This is a genomic window from Pseudomonas sp. LBUM1643, assembly GCF_059716215.1.
Window position 1 is genome coordinate 5,721,376 of the sequence record NZ_CP166813.1, and the last position, 15,316, is coordinate 5,736,691.

Consider the following 15,316-nt stretch of genomic DNA (forward strand, 5'->3'; position numbering starts at 1 on the left):
TCAGTGGACCGTGACCTGGCCGAGCGCCGGTTTCTGTTCCTGAGCCTGATGCTGTGGCGCGTAGACCTGGGTGAAACGCACGGGCGGCAGATTGAACTGGCCTTTTTGCGAGAACCGCACCAGGTGCCGCAGGCGCAGCTCACCGCTCAACGCATCAATCGGAATCGCGTAGGCCATTTGCCCCGGTTCGAAACGCGCCTTCTCCAGCGCGGAGGACTCCGTGCCCGCCTTGCCCATGAGCTTGATGCCCCACGTGGTGCGCTCAACATCGGCGCCCGGTGGCAGCGGCACTTCGAGCATGCCGTAACGCAGCGGCTTCCCGGCTTTGCTGGTGAGGATCACTTCGTCCAGATACAGGCTGTCGCTGGACAACGGTTGGTTACCGACGGCTTCCAGCTTGAAGTTAAATGCTTCATCTCCGGGCACCAGTCGGGACAGGCGACGGGTGATGGTCACGGCCATCGGATCGAATGGCGGTTGTTGGGTCCGGTAGCTCAAAGCCGCCCGCAATGGACGCTCTTGCGTTCCAGACAACGTCAGCACCACAGGCACTGACGAAGCGCCTTGCCACGTCCAGTACAGCTCACCGGTCGCACCATGTTCCTTCTTCCAGCCTTCACCCGGCGCCAGTGCAATCGTGGGCGATGCCTGCTCGATGCTGCGCTGCAACCAGGTCAGCGCCAAGGCACGTTCCAGCGTCGATTGCTGTGGCAGCAAGCGCTGCAACAACGCTTGAGCGTGTGCCTGATCGAAGGGTTGCAGCGACAGGTTCAAGGCTTCGGCGAACGGCTGTGAACTGACCGCCAGGCGCTGTTGTGCATCCGGCAGTTGGCGACTGAAGGCGTCCGACAAAGCGACCTTCGACTGCCTGGCCAAAGAGGCCGTCAACGCACGCGCCGCCGCCAGGCCGAGCGCCGAATCCGGATCGCTCATGACGAGGCTGTCTTCTCCGTCCTCCAGCAGATTGGCGGCGTTGCCCTCGCCCGCTTTCGCCAGGTCATCCATCAGGCCACTGAGCAACGTGTTGACCGGCAATTGCATCTGTTTGGCGAAGGACAGAATCAGCGCCCGTTGCAACAGCGGCGTATTTTTCGCCTGCTTCGCATACACCTCCAGCACGCGCTGCCAATGCTCCGGCGGCAGACTGAGTTCCAGCACTTGGCTGGCGTGCCAGTCGGCGTAATAGGCGTAGGCGGTGAGGAAGGCATCCGGCTCGCCGTCCATGCCCCACCAGGTGAAGCTCGCGGAAGGCCCGGCCATTTGCACAAGACGCAGGCGGCTGTTCTGCATGATCAGACGCAAGCGATCGCGGATCTGCGGGTTCGACGCCAAGGTCGGATACGCGATGCTTAATGGCAGCAAACGACTGGCTGTCTGCTCGACGCCACCGTACGGATAGCTCAACAGGTCATCGAGGGCCGAGCGGAACAGCGCTTGCGGACTGTCATCCAGACGCAGGCGAATATCACTGGCGTCTACCGGCAATGTCAGCGGCGTATCACCGCTGGCCACCTCCAGGCTTTGGCTTTGTGTCACCTGCCAGCCTTCACCGGTCGCGCTCAGGCGCACGGCCAGGGCGTCGGCGATTTTGCCGTCCTGCACCAGCTCGGCGGTCCACTCGCCACGGGTCAGCGCGAATGCCGGAAGCGCGATGTAGTTGATGCCGTTGTTCAGCGTCACGGGTACACGTTGATCAGTGCCGCCGTAATGAATTACCAGCTCAGCCTTGACCGGTTTCTCAGCCTGGCTGAAGGCGAATACACCGAGATCCGGTTTATCGCCGTTGCGGAAATTCGTCGGGCCGCTCCACTTCAGGTACAGCGGTTTTTCCGAGCGCACGAACTGTTTCTTCTGACCGACCTGGCCGTCATCGGCAATCGCCCGCGCGGTGATGCGCCAGCGGGTCAGCGAGTCCGGCATCGTGAACGTAAAGCGGGTTTTGCCGTTGGCATCGGTCACCAGTTCCGGCTGCCACGCCGCGGTGTCGACATCTTCGCGACGCGGCCGCTCAAGCACTTTTACACCGCGCTCGCTGCGATTGGCTTTGCCCGGTGCACCTGGGCTACCCGGCAACGCCACGTCATAGCTGATGAAGGACAGGCTGGCGCTGGTGCGCACGTTATTTCTGCGCGGGTGATAGAAGAACTGGTCGATGGTTGGCGCGACTTCCGGTTGCAGCGCGTAGACCATTTCGTCGACCACACTCACCGTCAGGTGCGCTGGAACCGCTTTGCCGGCGAACTGCGTGGTCAGGTCCACGGTCACTGTGTCGCCCGGCTGATACGCCTCTTTATCCGTGGCGATGGCGACATCGATTTGTGGCGCAACCACCTTGATGCCCGCGTTCTGGAAGCTGTACTGACCACCCTTGGTGTACAGCACCGAGAAGGTCAGATTAGGTGCGAAGTTATCTTTCACCGGGATGCGCGCGCGGTATTGGGTCTCGCTGAGTTTTTCCATCTTCAGCCAGTCGCCGCCCTTGGACAGCAGCGCCGTGGCCTCGACCTTGTCGCGCTCCAGCGACAGCAGCGCATCGCTGACCGGCTCAGGGAAGGTGATCAGTGCCAGGGCCTCATCGCCTGCCTTGTACTCCGGTTTGTCGAGAACGATTTCAACGGTGCCGGGCACGGCTTTCACGCCCTCGCCGGTGACCGAATGCCCGGTGGCGCCGACGACGCGGCCATGATCATCTTTCAACGTGAGGTTGTAAGTGCCCGGACGATCGAAGGCCAATGTGAACCCTTTGTCCGTCGTGGCGAGTTTGCCTTCACCGGTGGACTGATCCTCCAGTCGCACCCAGCCGAAGCTGCTCGGCGTAACCGCTTTGCCTGACTCGCTGCCGCCTTCGTTGATGTAGCTGAAAGCCACCTTGTCGCCCACCGCACTGAAGCGTTGCGGCGCGCTCAAGCGGAAACTGGCGGCGCCACGGTCGATGAGGATTTCCTTGGTGGTCTTGACCCGATACGCCGCGCCATCACTGGCGAACACTGTGAGCATGTAGCGGCTGGGTTTCTCGGCTGCGGGCAGGTCCAGGGTCGCGTTGCCCTTGGCGTCGGTGGTCAGTTCGGTGCTGGTCAGCTCTACCGGAAACTGTCCGAGGTATTGCAGTTCGTTGTCGACCATCGACAGTTGCTGGGCGCGCAGGCTCAGACTCAACTTGGCATTCGCAACAGGTTTGCCGTCCGGGTACAGCAGCACCAGGCTGCCTTTCACCGGCTCGCCCGTGCGGTAATCCTGCTTGGCCAGGTTCAGCGATATTTCGAAGTGCGGCTTGATGTACTCAGCGACGCGGAAAGCGCTGCTGTAAGCCTGATCCTTGTAGCTGAAACGCAGTTCATAACCGCCCGCCACCGCGTTGTCCGGCAACTGGAAACGCCCTTGGGTACCGGCCTTGGAATCAAGTTTCAAGGCCAGTGATTGCAAGGCGGTGCCGGTGGCATCGAGCACGGTCACGTTGACGTCTGCAGCGGTCGGCAGCACCGAATCCCGGGCATTCTTGAACTCGCGCCCGATTATTTTCAGCGACACCCAATCTCCCGGTCGATACAGCGGTCGGTCGGTAAACGCGTAGAGCTTGGTGTCGTAGATTTCACTGTCGTAATAGAAGTTCTCGGAGACGAACACTCCGCCCTCTTCGTCTTCGCCGATGACGAATGAGCGTTCAGGGCTGACGTGTTTGAGACGGAGCAAACCATCGGTATCGGTAGCGCCGCTGCTCATGACGCCCAGGCCATCAGTCCACAGCACATTGACCTTGGGCACCGAGCTGCCTTCGTGTTTGCGTGCGGCCCACACCACCAACTCATCACCGGCAATCTTGCTCACGGCCACGGTGTTGGAGACGAACACCATGGTGGTCGCACGGTATTTGCCGATCAGCGCTTCCACCAGGTACAGCCCCGGTTTCAGGTTGCCCAACGGGATGTAGACGTTACCCGGCGCAACGCTGACGAATTCGCTGGAAGAACCGGCCAGGTTCACACCGGCCGGCGGCTGGATGGGTTTGGCTTCCCACAATGGATAGCGGAATTGACTGACGACCGGCAGGCCCGGGATCAACGCGAATTGCGGCTGAGCATCGTAAGGCGTCGGCGCGGCGATGGCGGTGCCCATCTTCAGTTCCGGCACTTGCTCGGTGACGTGTTGGCGCGACTCGTAGGAAAACGCCCGCTGCATCACGCGCCGGGATTTGCGGTACCAGTTGTCCCACAGGTACGCGAGGGTATTCGACAGGCCTTCGCCCTTGAACTGGCCATCGCTGACCACGCGGTGCAGGTTCTTCTGGCGCTTGAGGAAGTCCAGCGGCTTATCAATCCGATACACCCGAATATCCGCCCCGCCGTAAGGCTCCATGCGGAACCGGCGATAGTCGCGGCCCGGCGCTTCGAGTCGCACCATGGCCTGCTCGTCGCTGGCGAAACTGCTGTCGGCCAGCAGGAAAAAACTTTCACCGGCCACCGGCGTGTAGCCACTTGGCTCGACGGTGTCTTCAGCGTGAACCGACGAAAAAGGCAGTACCAGGACCAACAGCAAAGGCAGAAAACGCAGCATGCGGGCACCGATCATTGGGAGAGAAAATTCAGTCGATAGACGCCGATGAAGTTGGGGTTGGCTGCGTCGGGTATCCATCGGGTGTCCTTCCATGTCATGAGTTGCTGCAGGCTCGCGGAGCGCATGCCGTTGTCAGTCGGGGTGGTGGTGCCGGTGTGATAGGCGATGTTGCGGCCCATCCAGATCATCAAATGCTGGTCGTCACCCTGGTCGAAAAACATCAGGTCGCCAGGCCTTGCCTGGGCAACGTCGCGGCCGACCAGGTGGCTGTTGAACTGGATCAGCTTGATCGCATTGACGTACGGCCCGGTCTTGCCGCCGCCTTGTTGCCATTGCTGGGCGAGACCGCGTTGCACCTCGCTCAATTGCAATTCGGGCGGCAGGTAGCGATTGGACAGGCCATTGCTGCGCAGCCATTTGTCGTCGTGGACTTTCAGCGCTTCATTGGCGGCAAACCGCACCAGTCCGGCGCAGTCCTGCTGATACCAGCGCGGGCTCGGGCCCTGGGTCAGTTGCTCTTGAGCGATGCGTACGAACCAGGCGCGAAATACCTGGGATTGCTGCACATCGAGCGGCGGCGCTTCGAGGGCGAATACCCGACTGCCCAGCAACATCGCCAGCAGGCCAAGACCTCGGATGAGTGCAGTCACAGGGCTTTCCATTCAAGCGGCAGCCATTGCCAGTGGCCGTCGGGCTCACTGCCCGCGGGCAAGGTCAGGGCATATTTGCCGTACCCGCCGAGCGTGCGCAGTTTCGGAATCAGGTAGGTTTGCGCGGCGTTGTAGAACACCGGCTCCATGTCCTGCGGCAGGCTGTCGAGGGTTTCCTGTTGCATCAGCTGCGCCATGGAATCCGGGCCGAAGTAGACCGGCATCAGCAGGTCTTTCGGCACCACATCGGCCATCGGCGGGAAGCGCTTGTCGAGGGTGCCAAGGGCTTTGTCCACGAGCTTGTCGTCGAGGGAAAACAGCAGGGTCGAACCGTGACGGGCCAGGCTGACTTTCATGAAGGCCTTGCCCGAAATCGCCTCCGGATTTTCAGCCTCCTTGGCTTTGTAGGGACCGAAGTTGGAGCTGACCTGACGCTGCCACTGGCGGGTTTCGCCTTCCTGTTTCTCGATCACCGGGAACACATGCTCTTCGACGTTGCCTTCATAGGCACCGACCATCGATCCGAACAGGTTACCGAGGTCGTCGTCGAGCTTGGCGCTGTCATCGTCATCGAGGCTGGCGACCAGCAGCGGCGTGTACAACCGCGAATCGGCGTACCAGCAAAGGCCGGCAGCGCCCGCCATGTGTTCGGTCAGCGCCTGGGCCACTTTATCGTCGGCGCCTAGCTTCACCAGCAACGGCTTCTGTTGCTCGGCCGCGAGCGGCAACGCCACGCAAGCGCTGGCGCCCATGGGCATGGCTTGCCAGATCGGTTTGAAATCGAAGTCCGGCTGGTTATCCAGTTCGTCCATTGCCAGGAAGCTGTGCCACCCCTTGTCGTCCATGTCGAAACGCAGGCCCGCGAAGTTCGGGATGAAGCGTTGATACCCCATGGCCAATACACTGGAATTGACCGACAGACGCTGTTTCACCTCCGGCGCGCGGGGTTGCAGGCCAAAGGCTTCCGGGAACAGTTTTTCGCCATTGAGCAATGCGGCGATGGCCTTGTTTGAAACGCTGCCGGGTTCTTCCTCCGCGCCGTTTTCAGGGTCATACAGCTTGGCCGGATTGGACAGCACCACCAGTTTGTCGCCATGGGAGGCAAACAACAGCGCCTTGCCGGCGTTGTAGGTGAGTTGATAGAGCGGCACGTCGTCAGCACCGACTTTCACGTCGCTGAGTCTGGTCAACTGTGAATCATCCAGCGCCACTTTGGCCAACGGCTCCAGCACCTTGGCCAGGCCACCGCGATCCATCACCAGAAGAAAGTCTTTCAGGCGACCGTCCGCCCCGCGCCACAGCGCTACGTCTGCCGGCTGATCGAAAAGCTGTTCGATCAGGCTGTCCTGCAACTTCAGGTCGTGCTCGTAAATGATCCGCCGCAGACTGCCGATCAAACCGAGGCGGTCGGCATGGGTCTCGTAATAGAAGACGAAATCTTCGGTCAGGGTTTCCTTGAGGAAAGGCACCGCCAGCAGGTCTTTGGGCAATTGGCTCAGGGAATGGGTTTCCAGCAGCCCGTCCGGTCGGCTCATGCCCAGCTTGTCACTGGCCAACTGCGCCACCGGCGCCTTGGGTTTGTGCATGAACCAGCCGAGCCCGGCCGCCACACCCGCCACCAGGCACAACCCGACCAGCAGCGCCGGCCAGCGACGGGAAGTGGGGGCCGGCGGGGTAACAGTGTTATCGCTCATGTTCACGCTCATTGTTCACAAAGCACAATTCACCCGGGGTGCGGGAGGCTTAATAGTTGAAAGTCTTGACCAGCAGCAGGTCGCCTATCGCGCGTAACGGCACGATGAAGGTTTCGCGTTTTTCGTCGACGGTGTTTTCGTTGAGCACCAGATTGATTTGCGAGGTGATCACTTCGTTCTGGTTGCTGGTCTCATCGAAGTTATAGCCTTCGCTGCCAAAGTTGCCCCAATAGTTCACGTAAACCAGATAAGTGCCATGCATCGGCGCGGTCATGGTGAACATTTCCGGGCCTGGGCCATCGACGCCATCCGGGTCCAGGCCGCCACCGTTGGTCAACGCCGTATGGGCGAAAAACGCATGCTGGCCGTCGGGGGTAATGATGTGCAGATCAAGTTCTGCCTTGGGATCGTCCCAGCCCAGCACCACGCGAATACGCGCCGGGGTGCGCAGGTTGTTGGCTTCATAAAATTGAACGCGCTTGAGCGACTGGCCTTCGGCACTGTGCACTTCGACGCTGTTGGACCCCGCGCCGAACGTATACGGCCGGGCAAAACGCCCTTGATCGTCGGTGTACAGGTTCAGCGGATTGCCGTTGACCGCCAGCGTGTGCGGCCCACGCTGAGTGCCGATGGCCTTGAGTTGCCCCTCGATCATTGTGCGATTGCGCTGCACACCCCGGTCAATGGGCGGTGTCGGATAGGCAACTTGCGGGTATTCACTGCGATCGAGCAGGCCGTTATAGCGCCAGCCGCCCACCGGCTCGGACAACCCGGCCGTCGGCTCGGCACTGGCGGCGGTCGCGCCGAGCCAGGCGATCAGCAGTAAAAGAAATGAACGCATGTAACGCCTCCTGCCATGCACAACGAAACCTTGCGCCTGATCCTCGGCGCGTAACAGATAAAAACTGTGTTTCGTCAGAAAGACCCATGACCGACGGGTCGTTGTTGGGGCGAAGGTTAGACAGTCGGCCGGTTTTTAACAATCAGAGACATCTGACGTGCGGTAGCGATCACGGATATTTTTTAGAGATGAGCCGAATAGCGGGTTTATTCGGCTCATGTAGTGAGCCGAATACGTCAATACTCAGCCAGGGAAAGCATCCCGATGATTTTTGAGCGACAGACACTGAATGCGGTATTCCTGAAAAAGTTAGTTGGATGGTTTCGGGGCCGCTACGCGACCCAGCGGGAGTAAACGCCCTCGCCACAGGGTTGTTTTCAACGCAGGACCGAGTCTCGAACTCCCCGGCTCATTTGCCCATAACCCCCATGTCTGCTAGTGTCGCGCCGGTTTAACGTCAACCGGAAATAGCCGCCATGGCCCGCAAAAAAGCTGCACTGGATTTCGAACAATCCCTCGCTGACCTGCAAACGCTGGTAGAGCGACTGGAGAACGGCGAGTTGTCGCTGGAAGACTCGCTGACGGCTTTCGAGCAAGGCATCGGTCTGACCCGCGATTGCCAGGCAGCGCTGGCCCAGGCTGAGCAAAAGGTTCAAGTGCTGCTCGAGCGCGATGGCGAGCTCGCCGAGGAACCCTTCGACGCGGAACAACCAGAATGATTGCAGCGTATTCGGCGACCAGCCAGGCTCGGGTCAACGCAGCATTGGAACTCCTGTTCAACGCGCCGAGCCCTGAGCTTGCACGCCTTTACGAAGCGATGCGCTATAGCGTGATGAATGGCGGCAAACGCGTTCGCCCGCTGCTGGCCTACGCCGCGTGCGAAGCACTGGGCGGCCCGGCCGAACAAGCCAATGGCGCAGCCTGTGCGGTCGAACTGATTCACGCTTATTCCCTGGTTCACGACGATTTGCCAGCCATGGACGACGACGATCTGCGTCGTGGCCAGCCGACGACCCACAAAAAATTCGACGAAGCGTGCGCGATCCTTGCCGGTGACGGTTTGCAGAGCCTGGCCTTCAGCGCCCTGCTCGACCCGCGCCTGAGCACGCTCGATGCCGAGATCCGCCTGCAAATGGTCAGTGCCCTGGCACAAGCGGCCGGTCCAGCGGGCATGGTCGGCGGGCAAGCCATCGACCTTGGCTCGGTAGGCCTGAAGCTCGATCAGAAGGCCCTCGAATATATGCATCGGCACAAGACCGGGGCATTGATCGAGGCCAGCGTCAAAATCGGCGCCCTGGCCAGCGGCCGTGCCGAGAAAAGCGAACTGAAGTCCTTGCAGACTTATGCACAGGCCATCGGCCTGGCTTTTCAGGTTCAGGACGACATTCTCGACGTCGAAAGCGATACCGAAACCCTGGGCAAACGCCAGGGTGCGGACATCGCCCGCGACAAGCCGACCTACCCGGCCCTGCTTGGCCTCGATGCAGCCAAGGCCTACGCCCTGGAATTGCGCGATCAGGCGCTGCACGCACTGCGACCGTTTGACGCGGATGCAGAGCCGTTACGCGACCTTGCCCGCTATATCGTCGAGCGGCGCAGCTGAAGGCGTATCCGCCAAGTTAAAACCAACGCGTGGGCAGGGGGCGATGCATCAGGTAAACTGCCGCATCTTTTATACCTATAACGATTCGCCTGATGCCCACGACGTTTCATGAGATTCCCCGCAAGCGCCCGACCACGCCCCTGCTCGACCGTGCCAACACGCCGGACGGCCTGCGCCGGTTAGGCGAAGCCGAGCTGGAAACCCTGGCTGATGAGTTGCGCCTGGAATTGCTCTATACGGTCGGTCAGACCGGCGGGCATTTCGGTGCCGGCCTGGGTGTCATCGAGCTGACTATCGCGTTGCATTACGTTTTCGACACCCCGGATGACCGGCTGGTGTGGGACGTGGGTCATCAGGCTTATCCGCACAAAATCCTCACCGGCCGTCGCGAGCGCATGGGCACCCTGCGCCAGAAGGACGGCGTCGCTGCCTTCCCGCGTCGTTCCGAGAGCGAGTACGACACCTTTGGCGTCGGCCATTCCAGCACCTCGATCAGCGCAGCGCTGGGCATGGCAATTGCCGCCCGCCTGCAGAACAGTGATCGCAAGGCGATCGCCGTGATCGGCGACGGCGCGTTGACCGCGGGTATGGCGTTCGAGGCGCTGAACCATGCGCCGGAAGTGAACGCCGACATGCTGGTGATCCTCAACGACAACGACATGTCGATTTCGCGCAATGTCGGCGGACTGTCGAACTACCTGGCGAAAATCCTTTCCAGCCGCACCTACGCCAGCATGCGCGAGGGCAGCAAAAAGGTCCTGTCGCGCCTGCCGGGCGCCTGGGAAATCGCACGCCGTACAGAAGAATATGCCAAAGGCATGCTGGTTCCCGGCACGCTGTTCGAAGAACTGGGCTGGAACTACATCGGCCCGATCGATGGCCACGACCTGCCGACCCTGATCGCCACCCTGCGCAACATGCGCGATCTGAAAGGCCCGCAGTTTCTGCACGTCGTCACCAAGAAAGGCAAAGGCTTCGCCCCGGCGGAAGTCGATCCGATTGGTTACCACGCCATCACCAAACTCGAACCCGTCGATGCCCCGGCCGCTGCGCCGAAGAAAGCCGGCGGACCAAAGTACTCAGGCGTGTTTGGTGAATGGCTGTGCGACATGGCCGCTGCCGATCCGCGTTTGGTCGGCATCACCCCGGCCATGAAGGAAGGTTCCGACCTGGTGGCGTTCAGCGAACGCTTCCCGCTGCGCTATTTCGACGTAGCGATTGCCGAACAACACGCCGTGACCCTGGCCGCCGGCATGGCGTGCGAAGGCGCCAAGCCCGTCGTGGCGATCTACTCGACATTCCTGCAACGGGGCTACGACCAGCTGATACATGACGTCGCGGTGCAAAACCTCGACGTGTTGTTCGCCATCGACCGTGCCGGTCTGGTGGGCGAAGACGGCCCGACTCATGCGGGCAGTTTCGATCTGTCGTTCCTGCGTTGCATCCCCGGCATGCTGGTCATGACCCCGAGCGACGAGAACGAGCTGCGCAAAATGCTCAGCACCGGCCACCTGTACAACGGTCCGGCAGCCGTGCGTTATCCGCGCGGTAACGGTCCGAATGCCACCATCGAAAAAGACCTCGAACCGATTGAAATCGGCAAAGGCATCGTTCGCCGTCAGGGCAGTAAAGTTGCCTTGCTGGTGTTCGGCGTACAACTGGCCGAAGCGTTGAAAGTTGCCGAGACGCTGGACGCCACCGTGGTCGACATGCGTTTCGTCAAACCATTGGATGAAGCACTGGTTCGCGAGATCGCCGGCAGTCACGAGTTGCTGGTGACCATCGAAGAGAACGCGATCATGGGCGGCGCCGGTGGTGCGGTGAGCGAATTCCTGGCGCGCGAGAATATCCTCAAGTCGATGCTGCACCTGGGCTTGCCGGACATCTACGTCGAGCACGCGAAGCCAGCGCAGATGCTGGCTGAGTGTGGGCTGGATGAAGCCGGGATCGAGGCTTCGATTCGCGAGCGCCTGGCGCTGCTCAACCTGTAAACCCGATCCCCTGTAGGAGCTGCCGGAGGCTGCGATCTTTTGATCCTGGTCTTCGGTGGCTCCAAATCTGTCAAAAAAGCAAAATCAAAAGATCGTCCGAACGCGGCCCGAGCCTTCGGCAGCTCCTACAGGGTTTTGCATCAGCCATGGATCGCCATGAAACTCTCCCGCCTCGCTCTAACGCTGACGCTGCTGCCAGCAGGTCAACTCCTGGCCGACACCTTCGAACGCGACCAGGCCCTGAAGCTGCCCGACGTGTTGATCAGCGCCAATCGCCAGGTCGAAGCACGAAACGACAGCAGCGCCGCCAACACCGTGTTCACCCGCGAAGACATCGACCGCCTGCAACCGAACAGTGTCACGGACTTGCTGCGGCGCGTACCAGGTGTACAAGTCGGGCAAACCGGCGGGCGCGGCAGCCTGCCGGGGATTTACATTCGCGGCACCAAATCGGCGCAGAGCCTGGTACTGGTGGACGGCCAACGTATTGGCAACTCGACCTCCGGCGACAGTAACCTGCAGCACATCAACATCGAACAGGTCGAGCGCGTGGAAGTACTGCGCGGCTCCCGCTCGGTGATTTATGGCAGCGATGCGATTGGCGGGGTGATTCAGATCTTCACCCGCCGGGGTACCGAACAAGGCCTGCAACCGCGCCTGCACGTTGGTTTTGGCAGCAACCAGACCTGGGAGCGCAGCCTCGGACTGTCCGGTGGCGATGAGCAAACCCGCTTTAATCTTGGCGCAAGCCTCGATGAAACGGCCGGGATCAATCGCACCCATGAGTCGTATCCCAGCGACGGCGACCACGATGAGTACCGCAATAAATCGGTCAGTTTAAGCCTGAGTCACGCCCTCACCGATGACATCGAAATTGGCGCCAACGTACTGGATAACCGCGGTAAAAGTGAGTTCGACAACCCGTTTGGCCGCTTCGACTTGGACACTTTCGAGTCAGTTCAGCAGCAGCCCTACAGCGATTTCGCCGTGAGCAGCATTAGCAGCTACGTAGACGCTCGGGTTAATGACCTGTGGAAAACCCGCATCGAGTTCGGCCACAGCGAAAACCGCGAAAAGACCCTCGATAAACTCAGCGATGAGCGCAGCGTGTTCAACACCTACCGCGATTCGGTGACCTGGCAGAACGACCTGACGCTTAACGAGCGCAACAGCCTGATCCTTGGCGGCGACTGGTACGAAGACCGCATCAACAGCAGCACGCCGTTCGACGAAGACAGTCGCTGGAATCGCGCGGCATTTATCCAACATCGCTATCAGGCGGACAGTTTCTCCACGGAACTGGGACTGCGCCGCGACCAGAACCAGCAATTCGGCGGCCAGAACAGCTGGAGCGGTACGTTCACGCTGCCGCTGAACCCGGACAACGATGTGCTGCTGACCTACAGCGAAGGCTTCCGCGCGCCAACCTTCAATGACCTGTATTACCCGGACTTCAGCAACCCGGATCTCAAGCCGGAGACCTCGAAAAGCTTCGAACTGCAATGGCGCAGCCAGTTGACCGAGACCAGTCGACTGGAGGCTTCGCTGTATCGCACGGACCTTGAAGACGCGATTATTTTCGGCAGCAACTCACGACCGCAGAACGTTGCCTCGGCACGTATCAACGGTTTTGAGGCGGCATTGAAGCAGGAATTTTTCGGCTGGCAGAGCAACCTGGGTGTGGCGATCATCGACCCTCGGGACCGCGACAGTGGGCACACCCTCGCCCGCCGGGCACGGCGCACCTTGAGTCTGGATCTGGATCGGCAGTTTGATCAGCTGGGTCTTGGCGCCAGTTGGCAGGCGGTGAGCAGCAGCTATGACGACGAAAACAACCTGCAGCCGCTGGGTGGTTATGCGTTGTTAGGGTTGCGCAGCAGCTGGGTGTTGAATCGCGAGATTCAGCTGGAGCTGAAGGTGGACAACCTGCTGGACAAGGGTTACAGCCGTGCGCTGTACAGCTATGACAGCAGTCAGTATGGGTATCACGAGGAAGGTCGGGCGTGGATGTTTGGGGTGACCTGGACGCCGCAGCTCTGATCCGGAGAGATCAGGGCCGCGGCTGCGGCTATCAGATGCGCGCCTGAAGACTGTCGACAAACCGGGCGATACGCCCACAGGCATCGCTCAAGGCAACATCCGAGACCGTGAAGGATATCCGCACAAACCCGTCAGTGCTGGCGCCAAACGCACTGGCGTCGAGGACCGCAACCCCGGTTGCACGAAATAGCTGCCAGGCGAAATCGGTGCTCGACAGACCGGTTTCACGCACATCCACCAGCATGAACATTCCGGCCTCAGGCACCTTGCACTTGAGCAGCGGCACATGCCGCAGGCCTTCGACCACCAAGTCACGACGCCGTCGGTACAGGGTGCGCGCCTCACCGACCACTTGCTCATCGAGCTCCAGCGCCTTCAACGCCGCCGCCTGGATAAACCCCGGCAAACCATAGAGCATGCACAGCAGCAGGTTATCCAGATGGCCGATCAGTTCTTGCGGCCCGACCACCCAGCCGACTCGCCAGCCCGTCATGGCGTGGGATTTTGACAAGCTGTTCAACACCACGGTGCGATCGGCCATGCCTTCGAGCGTGGCGACGCTCTGGTGCGGACGGTCGTAAGTCAGCTGGCCGTAGACCTCGTCGCTGATCACCCACAGATTGTGACGCTGAGCAACCAGCGCCACCGCCTCCAGTTCCGCGCGGGTATAGACATTACCGGTCGGGTTGTTGGGAGTCGCCAAGGCGATACCGCGGGTCTTCTCGGTAATCACCGCTTCGATGGCCGCCAGGGTCAGGCGGAAGTCGTTTTCCGCCGGCTGGGCAATCGGCACCAACAGCGCGCCTGATGCCTGGATGCTCGCGGCATACGTCAGGTACATCGGCGCCGGCACCAGCACTTCGTCACCCAGCTCGAACAGACACATTGCGGTGGCGTACAGGCCGTTCTGCGCCCCGGCCACCAGCGCCACGTTGTCGGCGGACACCGGCTGGCCAAGCAAGGCCGTCTGTTTGGCGGCAATGGCTTCACGCAGTTCAGGGCGACCGATCACATGGGTGTAGTGCGTGTCGCCCGCATGGATCGCCTGGACCGCTGCCGCGCAGATTTCATCGTCGGTGGCAAAATCCGGATCCCCAATACTCAGCACGATTGCGTCTTCACCCCGCGCCTGTGCGTCGCACGCGGCGTAGTGAATATCCCAGGCAGTGACGGTTTCGCCGCTGATGCGCTTGACCATGGACGAGTATTTCATTTGAAACTCCTTAAAAAACCTCAGGCCGACACGTCAGGCCTGACGTTGAGGCGTTTTGCCGATACGGGCAAAGCCTTGTTCGATAATGATCGCCAGAATGATGTAGATCACCGCCACCACCAGCAGGGGCTCGTAGACCCGCAACGTCTGGGCACGCACCAGGTTCGCCGCACCCAGCAGATCGGTGACGGCCACGGTCGACGCCAATGCAGTGGCCTTGAGTAGCATCACGCTCTCGCCAGCCAGTGTCGGGCGCAGCATCTGCAGCGCACGCGGCATCCATACCCGGCGCAGCACCAGCCACGGTCGCATGCCATAGGCCCGCGCCGCTTCCAGCTCGCCACGGGGCACCGCGCGCAGACCGCCGCGCAGCACTTCACCGACGTACGCCGAAACGCTGAGGGTCAGGGCAAACGCGACATACCAGAAACCTTCGCGCAGGTACGGCCAGAACATACTGCCGCGTATCAACGGAAAGGTCGCGAACACGCTTCCGACGCCGTAATACAATACGTAGATCTGCACCAGCAGCGGCGTGCCGCGCAGAACGCTGGTGTAGAAACGCAAGCCGTTGGCCAGGAAGCGGTTCTTCGACAACCGCCCCAGCGCCACGCCCACCGCCATCAGAAAACCGAAGAACGCCGAGATCAGCAGCAGTTGCAGGGTCAGACCGGCGCCCCTGACCAATTCGCTGTAGAAACTGCTCAACCAGTGAAAGTCCATGACCTGCCCT

The 15,316-nt window shown here is 60.8% G+C and carries 10 protein-coding genes; 4 read left to right on the top strand and 6 right to left on the bottom strand.

Annotated elements, in window-relative coordinates; genetic code table 11:
- The 4 genes from ACA063_RS25865 to ACA063_RS25880 are packed head-to-tail and all read right to left on the bottom strand — an operon-like array spanning position 1 to position 7,736.
- Positions 1-4,566, bottom strand: a complete 4,566-nt coding sequence (locus tag ACA063_RS25865; RefSeq protein ID WP_497666590.1) for an alpha-2-macroglobulin family protein — start codon at positions 4,564-4,566, stop codon at positions 1-3.
- Positions 4,563-5,213, bottom strand: a complete 651-nt coding sequence (locus tag ACA063_RS25870) for a DUF1175 domain-containing protein (RefSeq protein WP_497663873.1) — start codon at positions 5,211-5,213, stop codon at positions 4,563-4,565. Before ACA063_RS25870 ends, ACA063_RS25865 begins: the two co-directional genes overlap by 4 nt.
- The gene (locus tag ACA063_RS25875) at positions 5,198-6,895 is read right to left on the bottom strand and encodes a DUF2138 domain-containing protein (RefSeq protein ID WP_497663874.1); all 1,698 of its coding nucleotides are present in this window, start codon (positions 6,893-6,895) and stop codon (positions 5,198-5,200) included. Before ACA063_RS25875 ends, ACA063_RS25870 begins: the two co-directional genes overlap by 16 nt.
- A gap of 49 nt (positions 6,896-6,944) precedes the next feature.
- Positions 6,945-7,736, bottom strand: a complete 792-nt coding sequence (locus ACA063_RS25880; RefSeq protein WP_497663875.1) for a YfaP family protein — start codon at positions 7,734-7,736, stop codon at positions 6,945-6,947.
- A 476-nt stretch (positions 7,737-8,212) separates the two neighbouring features.
- Here ACA063_RS25880 and ACA063_RS25885 point away from each other — a divergent pair, with 476 nt between their 5' ends.
- The 4 genes from ACA063_RS25885 to ACA063_RS25900 all read left to right on the top strand — a co-directional run bounded on the left by ACA063_RS25885 (position 8,213) and on the right by ACA063_RS25900 (position 13,370).
- Positions 8,213-8,455, top strand: a complete 243-nt coding sequence (locus ACA063_RS25885; RefSeq protein WP_003228627.1) for an exodeoxyribonuclease VII small subunit — start codon at positions 8,213-8,215, stop codon at positions 8,453-8,455.
- Positions 8,452-9,339, top strand: coding sequence for a (2E,6E)-farnesyl diphosphate synthase (ispA, locus tag ACA063_RS25890; RefSeq protein WP_497663876.1), 888 nt, complete (start codon positions 8,452-8,454; stop codon positions 9,337-9,339). The genes ACA063_RS25885 and ispA overlap by 4 nt, the downstream gene beginning before the upstream one ends.
- 92 nt (positions 9,340-9,431) lie before the next feature.
- Entirely contained in the window at positions 9,432-11,330 is a 1,899-nt protein-coding gene (gene dxs / locus ACA063_RS25895; RefSeq protein ID WP_497663877.1) for a 1-deoxy-D-xylulose-5-phosphate synthase, read from the top strand.
- Between the two features lie 156 nt (positions 11,331-11,486).
- Positions 11,487-13,370, top strand: coding sequence for a TonB-dependent receptor domain-containing protein (locus tag ACA063_RS25900; protein WP_497663878.1), 1,884 nt, complete (start codon positions 11,487-11,489; stop codon positions 13,368-13,370).
- A 31-nt stretch (positions 13,371-13,401) separates the two neighbouring features.
- On the opposite strand, the gene ACA063_RS25905 is transcribed toward ACA063_RS25900, so the two are convergent.
- Together ACA063_RS25905 and ACA063_RS25910 are read right to left on the bottom strand one after the other, a co-directional pair.
- Positions 13,402-14,583 carry a pyridoxal phosphate-dependent aminotransferase gene (locus ACA063_RS25905; protein ID WP_497663879.1) on the bottom strand — a complete coding sequence of 394 codons (1,182 nt, stop codon included), beginning with the start codon at positions 14,581-14,583 and terminating at the stop codon, positions 13,402-13,404.
- A 33-nt stretch (positions 14,584-14,616) separates the two neighbouring features.
- Positions 14,617-15,306, bottom strand: coding sequence for an ABC transporter permease (locus tag ACA063_RS25910; protein ID WP_497663880.1), 690 nt, complete (start codon positions 15,304-15,306; stop codon positions 14,617-14,619).
- Between the last annotated feature and the right edge of the window lie 10 nt (positions 15,307-15,316).